This is a genomic window from Actinomycetospora sp. NBRC 106378 (genome assembly GCF_030269685.1).
Taxonomy (GTDB): domain Bacteria; phylum Actinomycetota; class Actinomycetes; order Mycobacteriales; family Pseudonocardiaceae; genus Actinomycetospora.
Map to the genome: position 1 here is coordinate 540637 of NZ_BSTT01000003.1, position 15421 is coordinate 556057.

Sequence of the window (15421 nt, forward strand, 5' to 3'; positions counted from 1 at the left end):
GTCACGGGACGACCATCGGCTCCGGGTCGTCCGGGAGCGCGAGCGTGCGGCGCGGCGACGGCCGGTGACCGAGGAAGTCGGGCCGGTTCGCGTGGCCGAACAGCAGCGGCAGCAGCTCGTCGGCACCCACCCGCCCGTACCAGCCCGCGGCGGCGGACGACTCGCCGAAGGCGGTGACCGGGTCGGGCCGCACGGTGGGGCCGGCGACGACGAGCGGGGTCGGGTCGCCGGTGTGCAGCACCCCGCCCGTCGAGGGCGTCGCGTGGTCGCCGGTGACGGCCACGACCGCGTGGTCGGCGAGGTCGAGCAGCCCGGCGAGACCCCGGTCGGCCGCCTCCAGGACCTCGAGCTTCGCGCGCGGCCGCTTCGTGTGGCCCGCCTCGTCGGTGGCCTTCGTGTGCACGTGGACGAAGCGGGCGCCGGCCGCGATCAGGTCCCCGGCCGCGGCGAGCCGGGCCGCGAGGTCGATCCCGACGTCGGGCGCGGGCGCCAGGTGCCGCGCGGACATCCCGAGCAGGGCGGCGATCCCGCGGTAGAGCCCGGTCGAGGTCACGGCCGCTCCGGCGACGCCCGTGAGCTCCGTGAACGACGGCACCGGGTCACGACGGCCCGACCATTTCGTGGTCAGCACGTCCAGCGGCGGACGCCCCCAGCGTCGGCGGTTCACGGGGTGCCCGACCAGCATCCGTCGGGCGGCGAGCAGGAACGCGGTCAGATTCGAGGCGGTCGGGCCGGCCGTCGGGGTGCACGGCTGCACGGCCAGCCAGGGATGGCGGTCCTCGAAGAAGGGATCGGAGTCGGTCACGGCCCAGTCGTCGTGACCCGGCAGCGTCAGCAGCGCCTCCCCGCGCCGTCCGAGCGACCGGAGCTCGACGCCGTGCTCCGCGGTCACCGGCGCCAGCGCGTCGAACAGCGCCGCCGCGTCGGCCGCGTCGTCGGGCGCACACCGACCGGTGATCCACACCTGGTCCTGCTCGACCCGGGAGGGGCGCAGCGCGGCGTACGACACCGCTACCCCGAGAGGGACCTCCAGGCCCGCGCCGAGCGCCTCGAGCACCGCCCGGCCCGGGAACGGCACCGCGCCGAACCCGAACATCGACCAGTGCGCGAGCTCCGAGGCGGGCGCGCGGCCCCACCCGAACGGCAGGTGCCACCCGGAGCAGCCGCGGGTGGCCAGCGCGTCGAGCACCGGGGTGTGCGCGGCCTCGGCGGGGGTCCGTTCGCCGAGCTCCGGGACCGGACGGTCGCCGAGCCCGTCGAGGACCACCAGGACGACCGGCATCCGGTCGTCGACGAGCCGGGGCTGGTTCTCGCCGTACGCGTTCACAGCAGCGTCCGCAGCAGCGGGACGGTCGCGGCGGGGACCAGAGGCTCCCACGACCCGTCGTCGAAACCCCGTCGGATGTCGGTCGCGTCCAGCTTCACGGCGGGGTCGCCGTCGAGCACGGTCACCGTGTAACCGCCGGCGCGCAGCTGCTCGGCCTTCTCCCGTTCCCACGCCGAGTACGCGCGGACGTAGTGGTGGGCGTCCAGCGGCACGTAACCGGCCCAGACCTCGGGACGGGTGAGGTCGAACGGGACGACCGTCGCGCTCAGGCCCGCGTCGGCCAGCGCCGCCGTGAGCAGCCGGACCCGCTCGAAGTACGTGAACGGGTTCGCCGCGTCGGTGTGCCGGTGGGTGGAGGTCGGTTCCCGACGACGGGCCTGCGGGTCCGGGTTGGTCACCGCCACCACGAGCTCGTCGTGGTGGGCGAGCGCGTGGGCGAACAGCTCGAGGTGCTGCGCGTGGACGGGCTGGAAGCGGCCGGTGACGGCGGCCAGGCTCACCGCAGCAGCCCCCGCGCGATCGCGTTGCGCTGGATCTCGTCGGTCCCGGCTGGGATCTTGAGGTTGCGCGCGATGCGGAAGAGCTTCTCCTCCGGCGAGCCCTTCCGGAGGCCCGCGCCGCCGTGCACCTGCATCGCGCGGTCGGCGACCCGGAAGAACGCCTCGTCGTTGATCACCTTGAGCAGGCTCATCAGGCGCGGGCCCGCGGGATCGAGCGGCACCGCGGCGGGTCCGCCGGGCAGCGCCTCGAGATCGACCTGGAGCTGCAGCGACGCCGCCCGCGCCGTGTACACGTCGGCGTCCATGTCCGCGAGCATGTGCGCGACGACCTGCTGGTCGGCGATCGGGCGCCCGCCGACGGTGCGGGTGCGCGCCCGGTCGACCGCGCGCTCGAGGAGCCACTGCCCCCACCCGGCGCACATCCCGCCGCGGATCATCCGGCGCCAGTTGATCCAGGTCATGGCGAGCGCGAACCCGTCGCCCGGCTCCCCCACGACGTCCTCGGCCGGGATGCGCACCCCGTCGAAGTGGAGCTCGCCGGTGAGGCCGTCGTCGAGCATGGTCGGGATGTCGCGGCCTCGGGTGACGCCCGGTGCGTTCGCGTCGACCAGGAACATCGTCAGGCTCCGCGTGCCGGTGCCCGGGTCGGTCACCGCGGTCACCTGGATGACGTCGCAGAAGTGCGCGTTGGTGATCCAGGCCTTGTGGCCGTCGAGGATCCAGTCGTCCCCGTCGCGGCGGGCGTGGGTGGAGATCGCCAGGACGTCGGTGCCGACGCTGGGCTCCGTGTTGGCGAACGCCGCGGTGATCTCGGCGCGCTTCAACGGGTCGACCCAGTGCTCGCGCGCGGTGGGCGTGCAGTACTCGATCGCGTCGTTCGGGCCCTCGGTCCACGCCAGGGCCGCGAGTCCGAGGCCGAGCCCGCTGCGGTGGTAGACGAACTCCTCGACGTGCTGCATCTCCGGGCGGGTGAACCGTGTCGTGTCCGGCCCCGGGACGTGCGGCGCGTACAGCCCGGCCGCCGCCGATCGGCGCTGCGCCTCCCGCCGCGCCTCCCAGACGGCCGGGTGCATCCGGCCGGCCTCGTCGAGGTGCGGGTTGAAAGGCGTGCCGACGTCCTGCCGGGCCAGCTCCTCCTCGAGCGGCCCGACCTCGACGGTGAGGAACGTGCCGAACCGCTCCCGGTAGTGCTCGACCCGCTCGGTCCGCCCCGCTGCTGCGGCACGCAGCGGAGCGGAGCTGCCGCGCGGAACGCCCGCTGCTGCGGCACGCAGCGGAGCGGAGCTGCCGCGCGGGACGCCGGATGCTGTGGTCATGGGCAGTGATCTACCGGTCCGTCCGCCCGAGCGCCACCTCCCGGGGCCGCAACCCGACGGCGGCCGCCACCACCGCGACGCCGGCGAGGACGGCCGGGACGACGTAGCCCGTGGCCGCAGCCGCGTCGAGCGACCCGGCGAGGGCGGACCGCGGTCCGGGCCCGAGGCGGACCAGCTCGTCCACCCCGCCGTCGACGACGCGGGAGAAGGACGCCGAGAGGACGGCGGTCACCGTCGCGACGCCCAGCGCCGCCGCCAGCTGCTGGGCCAGGGCGAGCAGGGTGGTGCCCTGGGCGGTGTCCGGGCCCTCGAGGTCGCGCAGGGCCGTCGTCATCGTCGGCGCGACGGTGGCGCCCGACCCGAGTCCGAGCAGGACCGTGCCCGCCACGAGCACGGCGTAGCTCGCCCCGGCCGCGGTCGCCGCAGCGAGGACGGCGAGTCCCACCGCGGCCACGACCGTCCCCGAGAGGACGATGCGGCGCGGGGGGACCCGGTCGACCAGGCGCGTCGCGACCTGCAGGGTCGCCCCGACGGCGAGGGCGGCGGGGATGCCGAGGGCACCGGCCGTCGCGGCCGGGTCCCCGCGGACCGCCTGCACGATCAGCGGCAGCACCGTGATCGCCCCGAAGTAGGCCGCCCCGAAGAGGACCAGCACCGCGAGCCCGGCCCCGGTCGCCCGATGTCGCAGCAGGCGAAGCGCGAGCAGGGGCTCCCGGGTACGCCGGGCGTGCCCCACGAAGGCGAGCACCAGGACCACACCCGACGCGAGGGCCGCGACCGCACCCGCCGTCGGGAACCCGGGATCGCCGAGCAGGGTCGCGCCCGCGACGAGACCGACGGCGCCGGCCGGAAGGAGCGCCAGCCCGACCCGGTCGAGGCCCGCGCGGGCACCGTCGTCCGGCACGTCGGCGGGGACGAACCGCAGGCACAGCGCCACGGTCAGGAGTCCGACCGGGAGGTTGATCAGGAAGATGGCGCGCCAGGACACCGCGTCGACCAGCCATCCCGCGAGCGGCGGGCCCAGCACCGGTCCGACGAGGACGGGCAGTCCGAGGAGGCTCATCATGCGGCCGCGCTCGGAGCGGGGCACGGCCCGGAGCCCGATGGCCTGGCCGACCGGGTTGAGCAGCCCGCCGGCGAGCCCCTGCAGCACGCGGGCGGCGACGAGCAGGGCCGGGGTCGGGGCGAGTCCGGCCGCCACCGAGAACGCGGTGAACGCCGCGAGCGCGCCGACGTAGACGCGCCGGTCGCCGAACCGGGCGGCCGCCCGACCCGCCGTCGGGATGACCGCGACGACGCCGAGGAGGTAGCCGGTGGTCGCCCAGCTGACCACCGGCAGGGTCGTCCCCAGGTCCGAGACGATCGCCGGGACCGCGACCACGGTGACGGTGGTGTCGAGCACGACGAGCAGCCCGCCCAGGGCGAGGACGAGGCCGACCGTCCGGCCGCGGCTCCTCATGCCACGAAGGGACGGTCGCGGCGGGCGTCGTGTAGCGTGTCGGCCCACCAGAGCAGCTCGTGGAGGGCCGCGTCGGCCGCCCGTCCGGTCCGGTCGTCGGGCCGGTAGCCCGTGTCGTCGAGGTCCTCCCAGGGGCAGCGCAGGCCCACGACCCGCCGGGTCGTGACGACGTGCAGCTCGGCCAGGACCCCGCGCAGGTGCTCGGTCGCGAGGAGCCCGCCCTGGACGCCGTAGGAGACGACGGTGGCCGCCTTGAACATCCACTCCGTGTAGTGGGCGTCGATCAGCCGCTTCAGCGCGGCGGGGTAGCTGTGGTTGTACTCCGGGGTGACCAGGACGAACCCGTCGGCGCGGTCGATCAGGTCGGCGACACCCGAGCGGGGCCCGCCGCCCGGCTCGAGCGAGGACTCCGCGGGCAGCGCGCACGATGCCGGGTCGATCACCTCGACCGTGGGCCGGCCGGGATGGGCCCGGGCGCGGTCGGCCGCCCACTCGACGATCCGGTGCCCGACCCGACCGTCCCGGACGCTGGCTCCGATGATCACGATGTTCGTCGCTGTCATGGGACCGAGGCTCGACCTTGAACATTGGTTGAAGTCAAGCCACGCTGGCGACATGACCACGGCACTGTCCGAGCTCACGGTCGGCGAGGTGGCCCTCGAGGCCGGCGTGGCGCCCTCGGCCGTCCGGTTCTACGAACGCCACGGCCTCGTCACGGCGGTCCGCACCTCGGGCAACCAGCGTCGGTTCGCCGCGTCGGCGCCGTGTCTGATCAAGGTCGCCAAGGTGGCCCAGCGCGTGGGGCTCTCGGTGCGCGAGATCGCCGACCTCTTCGCCGCGCTGCCCGCCGACCCCGCCCGCGACGACTGGGCGTGGGTCTCCCGGACCCTCGTGGACCAGGCGCAGGCGCGGGTCGACACCCTTCGCGCGACCCTCGACGACCTCGACTCCGACACCAAGCTCTGCGACCTCGCCTAGGGTCGCGCACCATGCCGGCGCTCACCGCGGAGGACTCGGTCCTGCTCGTCGTCGACCTGCAGGAGCGGCTGATGCCCGCGATCTCGGGGGCGCCCGAGGTGCTGCGCAACGCCGGGCGGCTGGTCCGGGCGGCGTCCCGGTTGGCCGTGCCCGTCACGACGACCGAACAGGACCCGTCGAAGCTCGGGCCCACGGTCGCCGAGATCGCGGAACTCCTGCCCGCACCTGCCGTCGGGAAGTCGACGTTCGCGGCGGCGCTGGAGCTGCCGCGGGCGCGGGCCGTGGTGTGCGGATGCGAGGCGCACGTGTGCGTGCTGCAGACCGTGCTCGCCCTGCGCGCGAACGGATCCGAGGTCGCCGTGGTGGCCGACGCCGTCGGCAGCCGGGCGCCGGAGAACCGCGACGCCGCGATCGCGCGGATGCGCGACCACGGCGTCGACGTGGTCACCACCGAGATGGTGGTCTTCGAATGGCTCGGCGCGAGCACGAACCCCGCGTTCCGGGAGGTCCAGGGCCTGATCAAGTAGTGGCGCCGTCGGCGACACGCGGCGACACTCACCGAGCACGTCAGCGCAGCGCGTCCGGGTAGGGCAGGAACTGGAGTCCGCCGTCGGTGGTGGATCCGGTGATCACGGTCCCGCCGGTGGTGGGGTCGACGGCGACACTGTTGGGCTGGCGCACCGTCGGGATCGCCACCCGGTGCGAGACCTGGGTTCCCGAGAGGGTGAGCCCGAGCAGTTCGTTGCTGCCGGTGAGCGTGACCCACAGCGTGTGGCGTGCGGTGTCGTAGGCGTCGCCGTAGGGCTTGGAGCCCGCGCCGGTGGGGATGGTCGCCACCTGGCGGGGCCCGTCGGGCGTCGCCTCGAAGCCCAGGACGGCGTCGCCGTTGGTGTCGTTGACCCAGAACAGGTCGTCGTCGCCGGCCACGGTGTGGGTGGGTCCGGCGCCGCAGTCGGCGGTGCCGACGACGTCGCCGGTCGCGGTGTACTCCGTGATCTGTCGACCCCGCACGCCCACTCCGACCGCGTAGCGGCCGTCGGCGGTCGCGGCGCCCCCGCCGGGTTGCAGCGGGGTCGGCACGGTGCGGACGACCCTGCGGTCGCGGATGATCGAGAAGGAGTTGCCGAACTCGTTGGCCACGAAGATCGTGCCGTCCCCGACCGCGAAGGCCTCGTGCGGCGCCGGTCCGGTCGTGGGCACCGTGTACTCGATCTGCCCGCCGGGTAGATCGATCACCGACAGGGTGCCGTCCTTCTCCCCGGCCGAGAGCGCCGGGCCGTCCGGGCCGTCCAGGGTCAGGTGCCGCCCCTCGCTCCGCAGGGGGATGAACCTCGGAGTCGCGGTGATCGGGGCCGAGCCGCCGGGGCCGAGTGCCAGGATGTCGAGTCCGTCGGGGTTGCGGACGTTGACCGCCACCGTGCCCGCCGCCGTCACCGCGATCCCCTCCGGCGCTCCTGCCAGCGGGACGAGCGTGCCCGGCAACGCGGCCTGCGCGGGCGGGGACACCGCCGGCTCCGGCGCCTCGGCCAGGGGGGTCGGAGCCGGCTCGGCCGTGGGCGCGGACGGGGGCGCCGACGTGGGTGTGGAGGAGGCACCCGACGAGCCGCAGCCGGCGAGCAGACCGGAGGTGACCACGAGCGCTGCCACGGCCACACCCACCCTCCGCCGTCGACCGCCCGTTCCCGAGGTGCAGGAGGGGGGACGATCCCGGGTGATGGCCATGGTCCGCGTTCGGCGCGGACGGCGCCGGGGTTTGCCGTCGGCTGCGCCGACGTCGGCCGAGTGCGGCCCGGTCGCCTGCCCTCGAGGTGCTGCCGGTGCGCCGACGCGGGTTCACCTGCGATGCGTACGGTGCCGGGCGTGGACCCGGCACCGTGCCTCGTGCTCGACGCCGCCACGGTGCGCGTCGACGACGTCGGCCCGGCCCTCGCCCGGCTGACGACGGGTTGGCGGCTGCGGATCGTCGGCCCCCAGCGAGAGGTCCTGCTCCTGCGCGCGGCGGCGCTGGCCCACGGGGCGCTCGACGCCGAGATCACCGTCGAGGTCGTCGACCGCGACGCCCGCACCGTCTTCTGCGCCCACTGCCACCACCTCTTCCCGACGTCGGGTGGGTCGGTGCGGTGCCCGGGCTGCGGTCTCGCGCTCCGGGTCGCCGACCACGTGTCCCGCCGGCACGGCGCGTACCTCGGTGAGCCCGCGTGATCCTGCAGGTCACGGCGGTACGGACCCCCTCCCCCGGTCTCCGCGCGCTCACCCTCGTCGGGGACGACCTGCCGTCGTACCCGCCGGGTGCGCACCTGCCGGTGGAGTGGGCGCCGGGCCGGGTCAACCCGTACTCGCTGACCGGGCTCGGGATCGCCCCGGAGACCTACGAGATCACCGTGGCGCGGCGCTCCGGCGGATCGGCGCGGCTGCACGGGCTGGAGGTCGGCGACCCGGTGCACGCCCGCTCGCCGCGCTCGGGGTTCCCGCCGGTCGAGACCGCGGCGCACCACGTCCTCGTCGCGGGCGGCGTCGGCGTGACGCCGCTGCTCGGCCACGCCCGCTGGCACGCGTTCTGGGGGCACTCCTTCGAGGTCCTCGCGGTCGGCGCGCCCCACCTCGGCACGCTCCGCGAACTGGGTCCGCTCACCGTGGCGCGCGACCGGCGGGAGCTGGCGGACCTGCTGCGACCCGTCGTCGGGAACGCGCCGTGGAACAGCCACGTGTACACCTGTGGCCCGCCGGGGCTGATCGCCGCCGTGGCGGCGGCGGCGCGGGCCGCGCACTGGGTCGACGCGCGGATCCACGCCGAGCCGTTCGTGCACGAGCCCGCAGGAGCACCGTTCGAGGTGCTGCTGCGCCGTTCCCGACGGCGGGTCCGGGTCGCGGCCGATGAGTCCCTGCTGGACGCGGTGGACCGGATCGGGCTCCCGGCGCCGCGGCTGTGCCGACAGGGCGTGTGCGGGGAGTGCCTGACGACGCTCCTCGCCGGGACCGCCGAGCACCACGATCACGTCGACGCGGCCGAGCACGGGCGCATCGCGCCGTGCGTGTCGCGCGCGGCGCCCGGGGAGACGCTGGAGCTGGACCTGTGACCGAGGTGGGCGGAGCGACGGGGGAAGGCGCCTATCCCTTCCCGCTCGCGCGCGACACCTACCGGATCAGCGCGAACGTGGAGCCCGCATCGGCGCCGATGCTGCACGTCGGCGCGGACCACGCCGACGTGCTGGCGCTGCGGTCGCGGATCCTCGACGCCGAGCCCCGGCGCTTCGTCGCGGCCCCGCACGCGGCGGCGGCGTCGTGGGACGCGCTCGTGTGGCTGCTCGACCGGACGGCGCGGGAACAGGACGGGGTGTCCCTGGAGCGCGACGGGCTCCGGTACCGGTGGACCGATCCGCGGCGTGGTGTCGAGCAGGAGTTCGTGTTCGGGGACGCCTCGACCCTGCCCGAGCACCCGCTGACGTTCGCGGGACGACAGGTCGAGGAGGACGTCGTCGTGCTCGGCGCCCGCGACGACCGCCTGTGGCTCGATGCCGGCATGGTGGTGTTCGCGTCGGTGTGGTCGCTCGCGTTCGACCACGGGATGAGCTTCGCGGAGCTGCACGGACCGGTGCCCTCGCCGGAGGTGTTCGCGCGGGCGGAGCGGTTCCTGCTCCGGATGCAGCCCGGGGACGCGTACCGCCGGCTGAACTGGGGCCTGCAGCTCGACGACCGGCCGGACCTCTCGCTCGACGCCCACCCCGCGTGGGGGCCGCGGCGTGCGCGGCTGGAGGTCCACGACGTCGGGTCCGAGGTGCACCTCCGCACGGAGGTCCAGCACCTGGTGCGGCTGCCGATGTCCGGTGCCGTGCTCTTCCTCATCGGCGTGCGGCTGCTGCCGTTGGCGGAGGTCGCGACGGTGCCGGCCTGGTCGGCGCGGCTGGTGTCGGTGCTCGACACGCTGCCGGAGGAGGTTCGCTCGTACAAGGATCTCGGGGTGCTCGGCTCGATGGCGGCGGACTGGCTGCGACGATCATCGGCATGACCACACGACCCACGGCGTTCTTCCGGGCCGACGGCGAGCACCTGGTGCCGCTGCCGCGGGCGACGAGCGGGTGGGGCGGTTCCGACGGGCCGGGCCAGCTGCGCGGGACCGCGGTGAGCGGGCTGCTGGCGCGCGGCGCCGAGCGGGCAGCGGCGCGGCTGGACGGTGCCGACCGCTTCCGGCCGGTGCGCTGGACCGTCGACCTGTTCCGGCCGGGCGCGATGGTGCCGGGCACGGTGGAGGCGACGGTCGTCCGGGGCGGGCGGCGGCTGCGGCTGGTCGACGTGACGCTGGTGCAGGCGTCGGGGACCGTCGCCCGCGGGTCGTTGCTGTTGCTGGCCACGGGTGGACCGACGAGCGGGACGACGTGGACGGCGCCGCTGCCGGCGGTGCCCGGGGCGCCGCCCGCCGAGCTGGTCCCGGACCCGGAGGAGCCGACGCTCTACCGCAGCGACGGCGACTGGACCGACGACCGCCGCCAGGAGAACGCGCACCGCAAGGCGACCTGGTTCCCCGCCGCGCCGATCGTCGAGGGCGAGGAACCGAGCGGCCTCGCCCACCTCGCGGCGATCGCGGACGCGGCCAACCTGACCTCGAGCTGGGGCACCCTCGGGGTGGAGTACATCAACGCGGACCTGACGCTGGCGATCGCGCGCGTGCCCGCCGCCGGCGACGGGGTCGGGGTGTTCGCGGAGTCGCGCGTCGAGTCCGACGGGATCGCCCTCGGCACGGTGACGATGTTCGACCGTCACGGCGCGCTCGGGACCGTGGCGATCGCGACGCTGGCGAACGGGGCGCAGGTCGTCACACCGTGATTGCTATTGACCCGATGGTCAGTAATATTGACCGCATGGCCAACAATGCTGCTCGCGTGGTTCCCGACCTCCGGGGCGTCTCGACGCTCGTCGCGGCCTACGTCGCGATCACGGTGGCGACGCTCGTCGTCCTGGCGGTGCTGAGTGGGGCGGCCCCGACCCTGGCCACGGGTGAGGCGTGGGGGCACGCGGTGATCGTCGGGGTGTTCGCGGTCGCGCTGCCGCTGCGTCTGCGGGCCGCGCGGCGGGGCGCGCGACGGGCGCTCACCGCTGTCGTCGTGATCGCGTCCGTTCTCGCCCTGGTCAACGTGGTCGAGGCGCTCCTGCCGGCGTTCCCGGGGTGGATGCGCGGGGAGATGGTCGTCGTCGCCGCGCTGATGGTGGGCGTCGGGGTCCTCGCGGGACGGGCCCGGGCACGGGGGACGCTGGGGGCATGACCGAACGCCCCCGGCGGCGGCTGAGCGAGGACCAGCGGCGGACCCAGATCCTCGAGGCGACCGTGGCGACGGTCGCCACCCTCGGCTACGACCAGGCATCGCTGGCGCGGATCGCCGAGCGGGCCGGCGTGTCGAAGGGCCTCGTGTCGCACTACTTCGGGACGCGGGAGGACCTCATGGCCGAGACGGCCACCGCCACCGTGCGGACCGTCCGCGAGGCCATCGGCGCGGCGCTGGACCTCACCGCCCCGGTACCGCAGGTGATCCGGGCCGCGATCCACCACGCGGCGCGCCTCCACCTCACCCACCGCGAGGCCCTGACGGCGCTCGCCCAGATCACCGGCAACCTGCGGTCCCCGGACGGTACGAGGCGCCTGAGCCTCGCGGACTACGAGGAGACCTACCGGGCCCAGGAGGCGCTGTTCCGCCGCGGCCAGGCGGAGGGGAGCCTGCGCGACCTCGATCCGCGCCTGATGGCGGTCACGTACCAGGGCGCGGTCGACGCCATGCTCGGGTACGCCGAGGCGCACCCCGACACGGACCTCGACCACTACGCCGACACCCTCGCCGACCTGCTCCTCGGCGGCATCGCGATCGGGTCGGGGTGAGAGTCAGGCGTAGAGGTCGTTGCCCCGGGAGAACTCGACGAAGGTGCACGGCTCGTCCCCGACGCTCCAGGCATCGTGGCCCGGCGGCAACAGCATCACGCTGTGCGGGCCGAACTCGTCCTCGGAGCCGTCGTCCATGACCACGTGCAGGGTGCCCGAGAGCACCAGCGCCACGTGCGGCAGCTCGCAGGAGCTGGTGCCGACGTCGGGCTTGAGGTCCGTGGACCACTTCGCACCGACACCGAACGTCACCTCGGTGACGCTGACGCCGTCCAACTCGACGGTCTTCTTGGAGATGGCGCCGTGGGTGTCGGCCGGGGCGGCCCCGAGGTCGCCCTTCTGCATGCCGGTGGTCGCGGTCATCGCGCGGCTCCTCGTGGTGGAGACGGTGGATGCCGGGAAACTCTGCCCCGGATTCGCGCGTCTGCGACGACGGGTGTGACGCGCACCTCCCGACCGCGCCACGTCGTCAGCCAGCGCCCCCGCAGGCCGCGTCCTCACTCGAGGGTCCGAGCGGGTCGGTGGCGTCGACCGCGAGGACCCGACCGTCCGGTGCACGGAGCTCGCAGCTCAGGATCGTGCGCGGGTTCCGGTCGGCCGGGCCCGCGACCCGGGTCCAGACCCAGTTGCCGGCCCGACGGGGCACGGGCACCACGGCGGACGGATGCGCCGGGGTCAGCTCCACCGGCGTGGCGTCGACGCTGGGCCCGTTCAGACCGGACGGGCTCCGCTCACGGACGTCGAACCACACGGTCATCGGGGCCGGGGTCACCGCCGACACCGTCAGGGTCAGCGGCGGACCCGGATCGGTCACGGCGGCGCACCCGGAGAGCACGCAGGCGCCCGCTCCGCACATCGCGGCGAGTCTCGTCAGACACGTCCTGATCACCCCGGGCTCCGCCTCTCCTGCGGTCTCCGTCGTCCCGCCACCGTGGACCGAGGGCGACCGGAGGACATCGACTCGGCGGGGCACATCCGCGCGACGGACCTCCACCCGGGAGGTCGGCGCGCCGGGCCCGCTCGGCGCAGGCCGACGCGCCGAACGGATCCACGCTGAGGCGACGACGGCGCATCCGGCTCCGCGCGCTCGGCCCTTCGGCGGCGTCACCGGTCGCCGGACGCGTTCCGGGCGCAGATCGGCGCACCCGCTCGCCCCCGGCTCTCAGGATCGCCGGGGCCGCCCGGAGGAGATCCCTACCGTCGCGCCGTGCCTGCGAAACACCGCGCTCCCCGCGCCACCACCCCGCTCCGTCGGACCGTGGTCGCCTCCACCACCGGACCGCTGACCCTCGCCGCCCTCGGGTCCGTCGTCGCTCCTGCCGCCGACGCCGCCCCGTCCGTCAACTGGGACGCGATCGCGCAGTGCGAGTCCTCGGGCAACTGGGCCGCGAACACCGGCAACGGGTTCTTCGGCGGGCTGCAGTTCACGCAGTCGACCTGGAAGGCGTTCGGCGGCAGCGGCGCCCCGCAGAACGCGTCCCGCGAGGAGCAGATCGAGGTCGCCGAGAAGGTCCTCGACGGGCAGGGCATCGGCGCGTGGCCGGTGTGCGGGAAGAAGGGCGGGACCCCGTCCTCGTCCTCCTCGTCCTCCTCGTCGACCCCGGCGACGAAGACCCCGGCGACGAAGACCCGGAGTACCCCGGAGCGCAGCACGTCGTCGTCGGGGAAGCACGCCGCCCGGGGCGGCGACTACACCGTCCGGACCGGCGACACCCTCTCCTCCATCGCGGGCTCCCACGGCGTCTCCGGCGGCTGGCGCTCGCTCGCCGATGCCAACCCCGACATCGCGACCCGCCCGGACATGATCTTCCCGGGACAGTCCCTCACGCTTCCGACCGGCTGACCACGGCTCGCGGGGCCCGCGACTGGCACGTCAGGCACGCCGACGGGCCGCACGGCCTGCCTCATGTCGCACTCGCGAACGGAGCACCGCCTCCCACCGGCGCGAGACGCACGCCAGGCACGCCGACAGGCCACACGGCCTGCCTCACGGAGCACTCGCGGACAAGGCCGCCCGCTCCGCGAACGCCGTCAGCGCCGAGGGGTCGTCGACGGCCCCGGGGCTCGCGACCTCCTCGACGGGCCGGCCCCGGAGGATCTGCTTCACCGGCTTCTCGAGCTTCTTGCCCGTCATCGTGCGCGGCACCGCGGGGACCGCCTCGATGACGTCGGGCAGATGGCGCGGCGACAGCTCGGAGCGCAGGGCGCCGCGGATCCGCGCGAGCAACCCGTCGTCGAGAACCCCTCCCCCCGCGACCACGACGAAGAGCAGCAGCTCCCCCGGTCCGCCGTCGGAGGCCTCGAGGTGGACGACGAGGGAGTCGGCGACCTCCGGGAGCTCCTCGACGACGGCGTAGAACTCGGCTGTCCCGAGCCGGACGCCGCCGCGGTTGAGCGTCGCGTCGGACCGGCCGGTGATCACGAAGCTGCCGCGGGCGGTGTGGATCGCCCAGTCGCCGTGGCGCCAGACGCCGGGGAACTCGTCGAAGTAGGACTCGCGGTAGCGGGCGTCGCCCGGGTCGTTCCAGAACCGCACCGGCATCGACGGCATGGGTGCCCGGATGACCAGCTCGCCGACCTCGTCGACGACCTCCCGGCCCGCCTCGTCGAACACCGTGACGTCCACGCCGAGGCACGGCCCGGCCAGCTCTCCGCGGTACACCGGCAGCCACGGGTTGCCGGCGACGAAGCCCGAGCAGACGTCGGTGCCGCCGCTCATCGAGTTGACCAGCACCCCGGTGCCGAGCTGCTCGGCGGCCCAGTCGAACCCGTCGTCGGGAAGGGGGGAGCCGGTGATCCCGAGGAGCCGCAACGACGACAGGTCCCCGACCGCCGGTGGCTCGACGCCGGCCTTGCGGCAGGCCATGAGGTAGGCGGGGCTGGTGCCGAGGTGGGTCAGACGGGCGTCGGCCGCGATGTGCCACTGCGCGGTGAGGTCGGGGTACAGGAAGTTGCCGTCGACCAGCACGATCGCCGCCCGGCAGAGCAGGCCGGAGACCAGGATCGGCCACATCGTCCAGGCCGTGGTGGTGAACCAGCAGAAGCGGTCGCCGGGGCGCAGGTCGAGCGCCAGGGCGTGGTTCTTGTAGTGCTCGAGCAGGATGCCGCCGTGGCCGTGGACGATCGCCTTGGGCAGCCCGGTGGTGCCCGAGGAGAAGAGCACGGTGAGCGGGTGGTCGAACGGCACCGGCTCGAACGCGAGCTCGGCCGCCTCCCCCAGCAGGTCGTCCCACGGCGTCGCGTCCGGCACCTCCCACGACCCGTACGGCACCGCGACCACGTGCCGCACCGTCGGCAGCCCGGCCCGGATCGTCGCGACGTCGGCGGTCTTGTCGATCGGCTTGTCGCCGTAGACGTAGCCGCCGATCGTGAGGAGCACGGTCGGCTCGACCTGCGCGAACCGGTCGATCACGCTGCGGGCCCCGAACTCCGGGGCGCACGCGGCCCACACGGCGCCGAGCGACGCGCAGGCGAGGTAGGCGACGACGGCCTCGGGGATGTTCGGCAGGAACCCGACCACGCGGTCGTCGCGCCCGACGCCGAGCCGCCGCAGGCCGGCCCGGCACCGCGCGACCCGGTCGGCGAGGTCGCCGAAGGTCAGCTCGCGCCTCTCCCGGGTCTGGGAGTACGCGACGACCGCCGACTGCTGCGGATCGCCCTGCAGCAGGTGGGCGGCGTAGTTGATCGCACTGCCCGGGAACCAGGTCGCACCCGGCATCTCCCGGCCCACCAGCACCTCGTCGGACAGGCCCTCGACGCCGAAGTGGTCGCGGATCGCGCGCCAGAACCCGTCGAGGTCCTCGACCGACCAGCGGTGGAGCTCGGCGAAGTCGGCGAACGACCGGTCCAGGCCGGCGAGGAACTCCCCCAGGGCGGTGCCCTCGAGCGGGCCGGCCCCCCGGATCACGGTCATGGCTCCACGCTCCGTCGGCGTCGTCGCGGCAGGGAGGCCCGATCATCGCGCGCGGAGCGCCC

18 protein-coding genes are annotated in these 15421 nt (G+C 74.8%); 9 read left to right on the top strand and 9 right to left on the bottom strand.

Translation table 11 applies throughout. The annotated features are described in order from the left end of the window. Nucleotide 1: 1 nt before the first annotated feature. The 5 genes from QSK00_RS11040 to QSK00_RS11060 are packed head-to-tail and all read right to left on the bottom strand — an operon-like array spanning nucleotide 2 to nucleotide 5165. Nucleotides 2-1327, bottom strand: a complete 1326-nt coding sequence (locus QSK00_RS11040; protein WP_285590445.1) for a BPG-independent phosphoglycerate mutase family protein — start codon at nucleotides 1325-1327, stop codon at nucleotides 2-4. After that, the gene (locus QSK00_RS11045) at nucleotides 1324-1827 is read right to left on the bottom strand and encodes an adenylyltransferase/cytidyltransferase family protein (RefSeq protein ID WP_285590447.1); all 504 of its coding nucleotides are present in this window, start codon (nucleotides 1825-1827) and stop codon (nucleotides 1324-1326) included. Before QSK00_RS11045 ends, QSK00_RS11040 begins: the two co-directional genes overlap by 4 nt. Beyond that, complete coding sequence (locus QSK00_RS11050; RefSeq protein ID WP_285590449.1) at nucleotides 1824-3143, bottom strand: acyl-CoA dehydrogenase family protein; 1320 nt, start codon at nucleotides 3141-3143, stop codon at nucleotides 1824-1826. Before QSK00_RS11050 ends, QSK00_RS11045 begins: the two co-directional genes overlap by 4 nt. Before the next feature lie 10 nt (nucleotides 3144-3153). Continuing rightward, nucleotides 3154-4602, bottom strand: a complete 1449-nt coding sequence (locus tag QSK00_RS11055) for a DHA2 family efflux MFS transporter permease subunit (protein WP_285590450.1) — start codon at nucleotides 4600-4602, stop codon at nucleotides 3154-3156. After that, complete coding sequence (locus QSK00_RS11060) at nucleotides 4599-5165, bottom strand: NADPH-dependent FMN reductase (protein ID WP_285590452.1); 567 nt, start codon at nucleotides 5163-5165, stop codon at nucleotides 4599-4601. Before QSK00_RS11060 ends, QSK00_RS11055 begins: the two co-directional genes overlap by 4 nt. A 52-nt stretch (nucleotides 5166-5217) precedes the next feature. On the opposite strand from QSK00_RS11060, the gene QSK00_RS11065 reads away from it, so the two are divergent. Beyond that, nucleotides 5218-5580 carry a MerR family DNA-binding transcriptional regulator gene (locus tag QSK00_RS11065; RefSeq protein WP_285590454.1) on the top strand — a complete coding sequence of 121 codons (363 nt, stop codon included), beginning with the start codon at nucleotides 5218-5220 and terminating at the stop codon, nucleotides 5578-5580. An 11-nt stretch (nucleotides 5581-5591) separates the two neighbouring features. Beyond that, a complete protein-coding gene (locus tag QSK00_RS11070; RefSeq protein WP_285590456.1) occupies nucleotides 5592-6107 on the top strand; it encodes an isochorismatase family protein in 516 nt (171 codons plus the stop codon). 40 nt (nucleotides 6108-6147) lie between these two features. On the opposite strand, the gene QSK00_RS11075 is transcribed toward QSK00_RS11070, so the two are convergent. Then, nucleotides 6148-7227 (bottom strand): YncE family protein, encoded by a 1080-nt coding sequence (locus tag QSK00_RS11075; RefSeq protein WP_285590457.1) that lies wholly within the window; start codon nucleotides 7225-7227, stop codon nucleotides 6148-6150. A gap of 213 nt (nucleotides 7228-7440) precedes the next feature. Between QSK00_RS11075 and QSK00_RS11080 the strand changes: the two genes are divergently transcribed. Genes QSK00_RS11080 through QSK00_RS11105 form a run of 6 tightly spaced genes read left to right on the top strand, consistent with a single transcriptional unit; the run spans nucleotide 7441 to nucleotide 11446 of the window. Next, nucleotides 7441-7782, top strand: coding sequence for a dimethylamine monooxygenase subunit DmmA family protein (locus QSK00_RS11080; protein WP_285590458.1), 342 nt, complete (start codon nucleotides 7441-7443; stop codon nucleotides 7780-7782). Next, the gene (locus tag QSK00_RS11085; protein WP_285590461.1) at nucleotides 7779-8657 is read left to right on the top strand and encodes an iron-sulfur cluster-binding domain-containing protein; all 879 of its coding nucleotides are present in this window, start codon (nucleotides 7779-7781) and stop codon (nucleotides 8655-8657) included. The genes QSK00_RS11080 and QSK00_RS11085 overlap by 4 nt, the downstream gene beginning before the upstream one ends. After that, nucleotides 8654-9586 (top strand): heme-dependent oxidative N-demethylase family protein, encoded by a 933-nt coding sequence (locus tag QSK00_RS11090; RefSeq protein ID WP_285590463.1) that lies wholly within the window; start codon nucleotides 8654-8656, stop codon nucleotides 9584-9586. Before QSK00_RS11085 ends, QSK00_RS11090 begins: the two co-directional genes overlap by 4 nt. After that, a complete protein-coding gene (locus QSK00_RS11095) occupies nucleotides 9583-10401 on the top strand; it encodes an acyl-CoA thioesterase domain-containing protein (protein ID WP_285590465.1) in 819 nt (272 codons plus the stop codon). The genes QSK00_RS11090 and QSK00_RS11095 overlap by 4 nt, the downstream gene beginning before the upstream one ends. A 35-nt stretch (nucleotides 10402-10436) precedes the next feature. Continuing rightward, nucleotides 10437-10838: a hypothetical protein gene (locus QSK00_RS11100; RefSeq protein ID WP_285590468.1), complete on the top strand. Its 402-nt coding sequence runs from the start codon at nucleotides 10437-10439 to the stop codon at nucleotides 10836-10838. Beyond that, on the top strand, nucleotides 10835-11446 hold the full coding sequence (locus QSK00_RS11105; RefSeq protein ID WP_285590471.1) for a TetR/AcrR family transcriptional regulator: 612 nt from the start codon (nucleotides 10835-10837) through the stop codon (nucleotides 11444-11446). The genes QSK00_RS11100 and QSK00_RS11105 overlap by 4 nt, the downstream gene beginning before the upstream one ends. Before the next feature lie 3 nt (nucleotides 11447-11449). Here QSK00_RS11105 and QSK00_RS11110 read toward each other — a convergent pair whose 3' ends face one another. Next, nucleotides 11450-11809, bottom strand: coding sequence for a cupin domain-containing protein (locus QSK00_RS11110; protein WP_285590474.1), 360 nt, complete (start codon nucleotides 11807-11809; stop codon nucleotides 11450-11452). Nucleotides 11810-11915: 106 nt separating this feature from the next. Then, nucleotides 11916-12302, bottom strand: coding sequence for a hypothetical protein (locus tag QSK00_RS11115; protein ID WP_285590476.1), 387 nt, complete (start codon nucleotides 12300-12302; stop codon nucleotides 11916-11918). A gap of 351 nt (nucleotides 12303-12653) precedes the next feature. Here QSK00_RS11115 and QSK00_RS11120 point away from each other — a divergent pair, with 351 nt between their 5' ends. Further along, a complete protein-coding gene (locus tag QSK00_RS11120; RefSeq protein ID WP_285590477.1) occupies nucleotides 12654-13289 on the top strand; it encodes a LysM peptidoglycan-binding domain-containing protein in 636 nt (211 codons plus the stop codon). A gap of 144 nt (nucleotides 13290-13433) precedes the next feature. Here the strand turns inward: QSK00_RS11120 and QSK00_RS11125 are convergent, their stop codons facing one another. Next, nucleotides 13434-15359 carry an acetoacetate--CoA ligase gene (locus tag QSK00_RS11125; protein WP_285590479.1) on the bottom strand — a complete coding sequence of 642 codons (1926 nt, stop codon included), beginning with the start codon at nucleotides 15357-15359 and terminating at the stop codon, nucleotides 13434-13436. Between the last annotated feature and the right edge of the window lie 62 nt (nucleotides 15360-15421).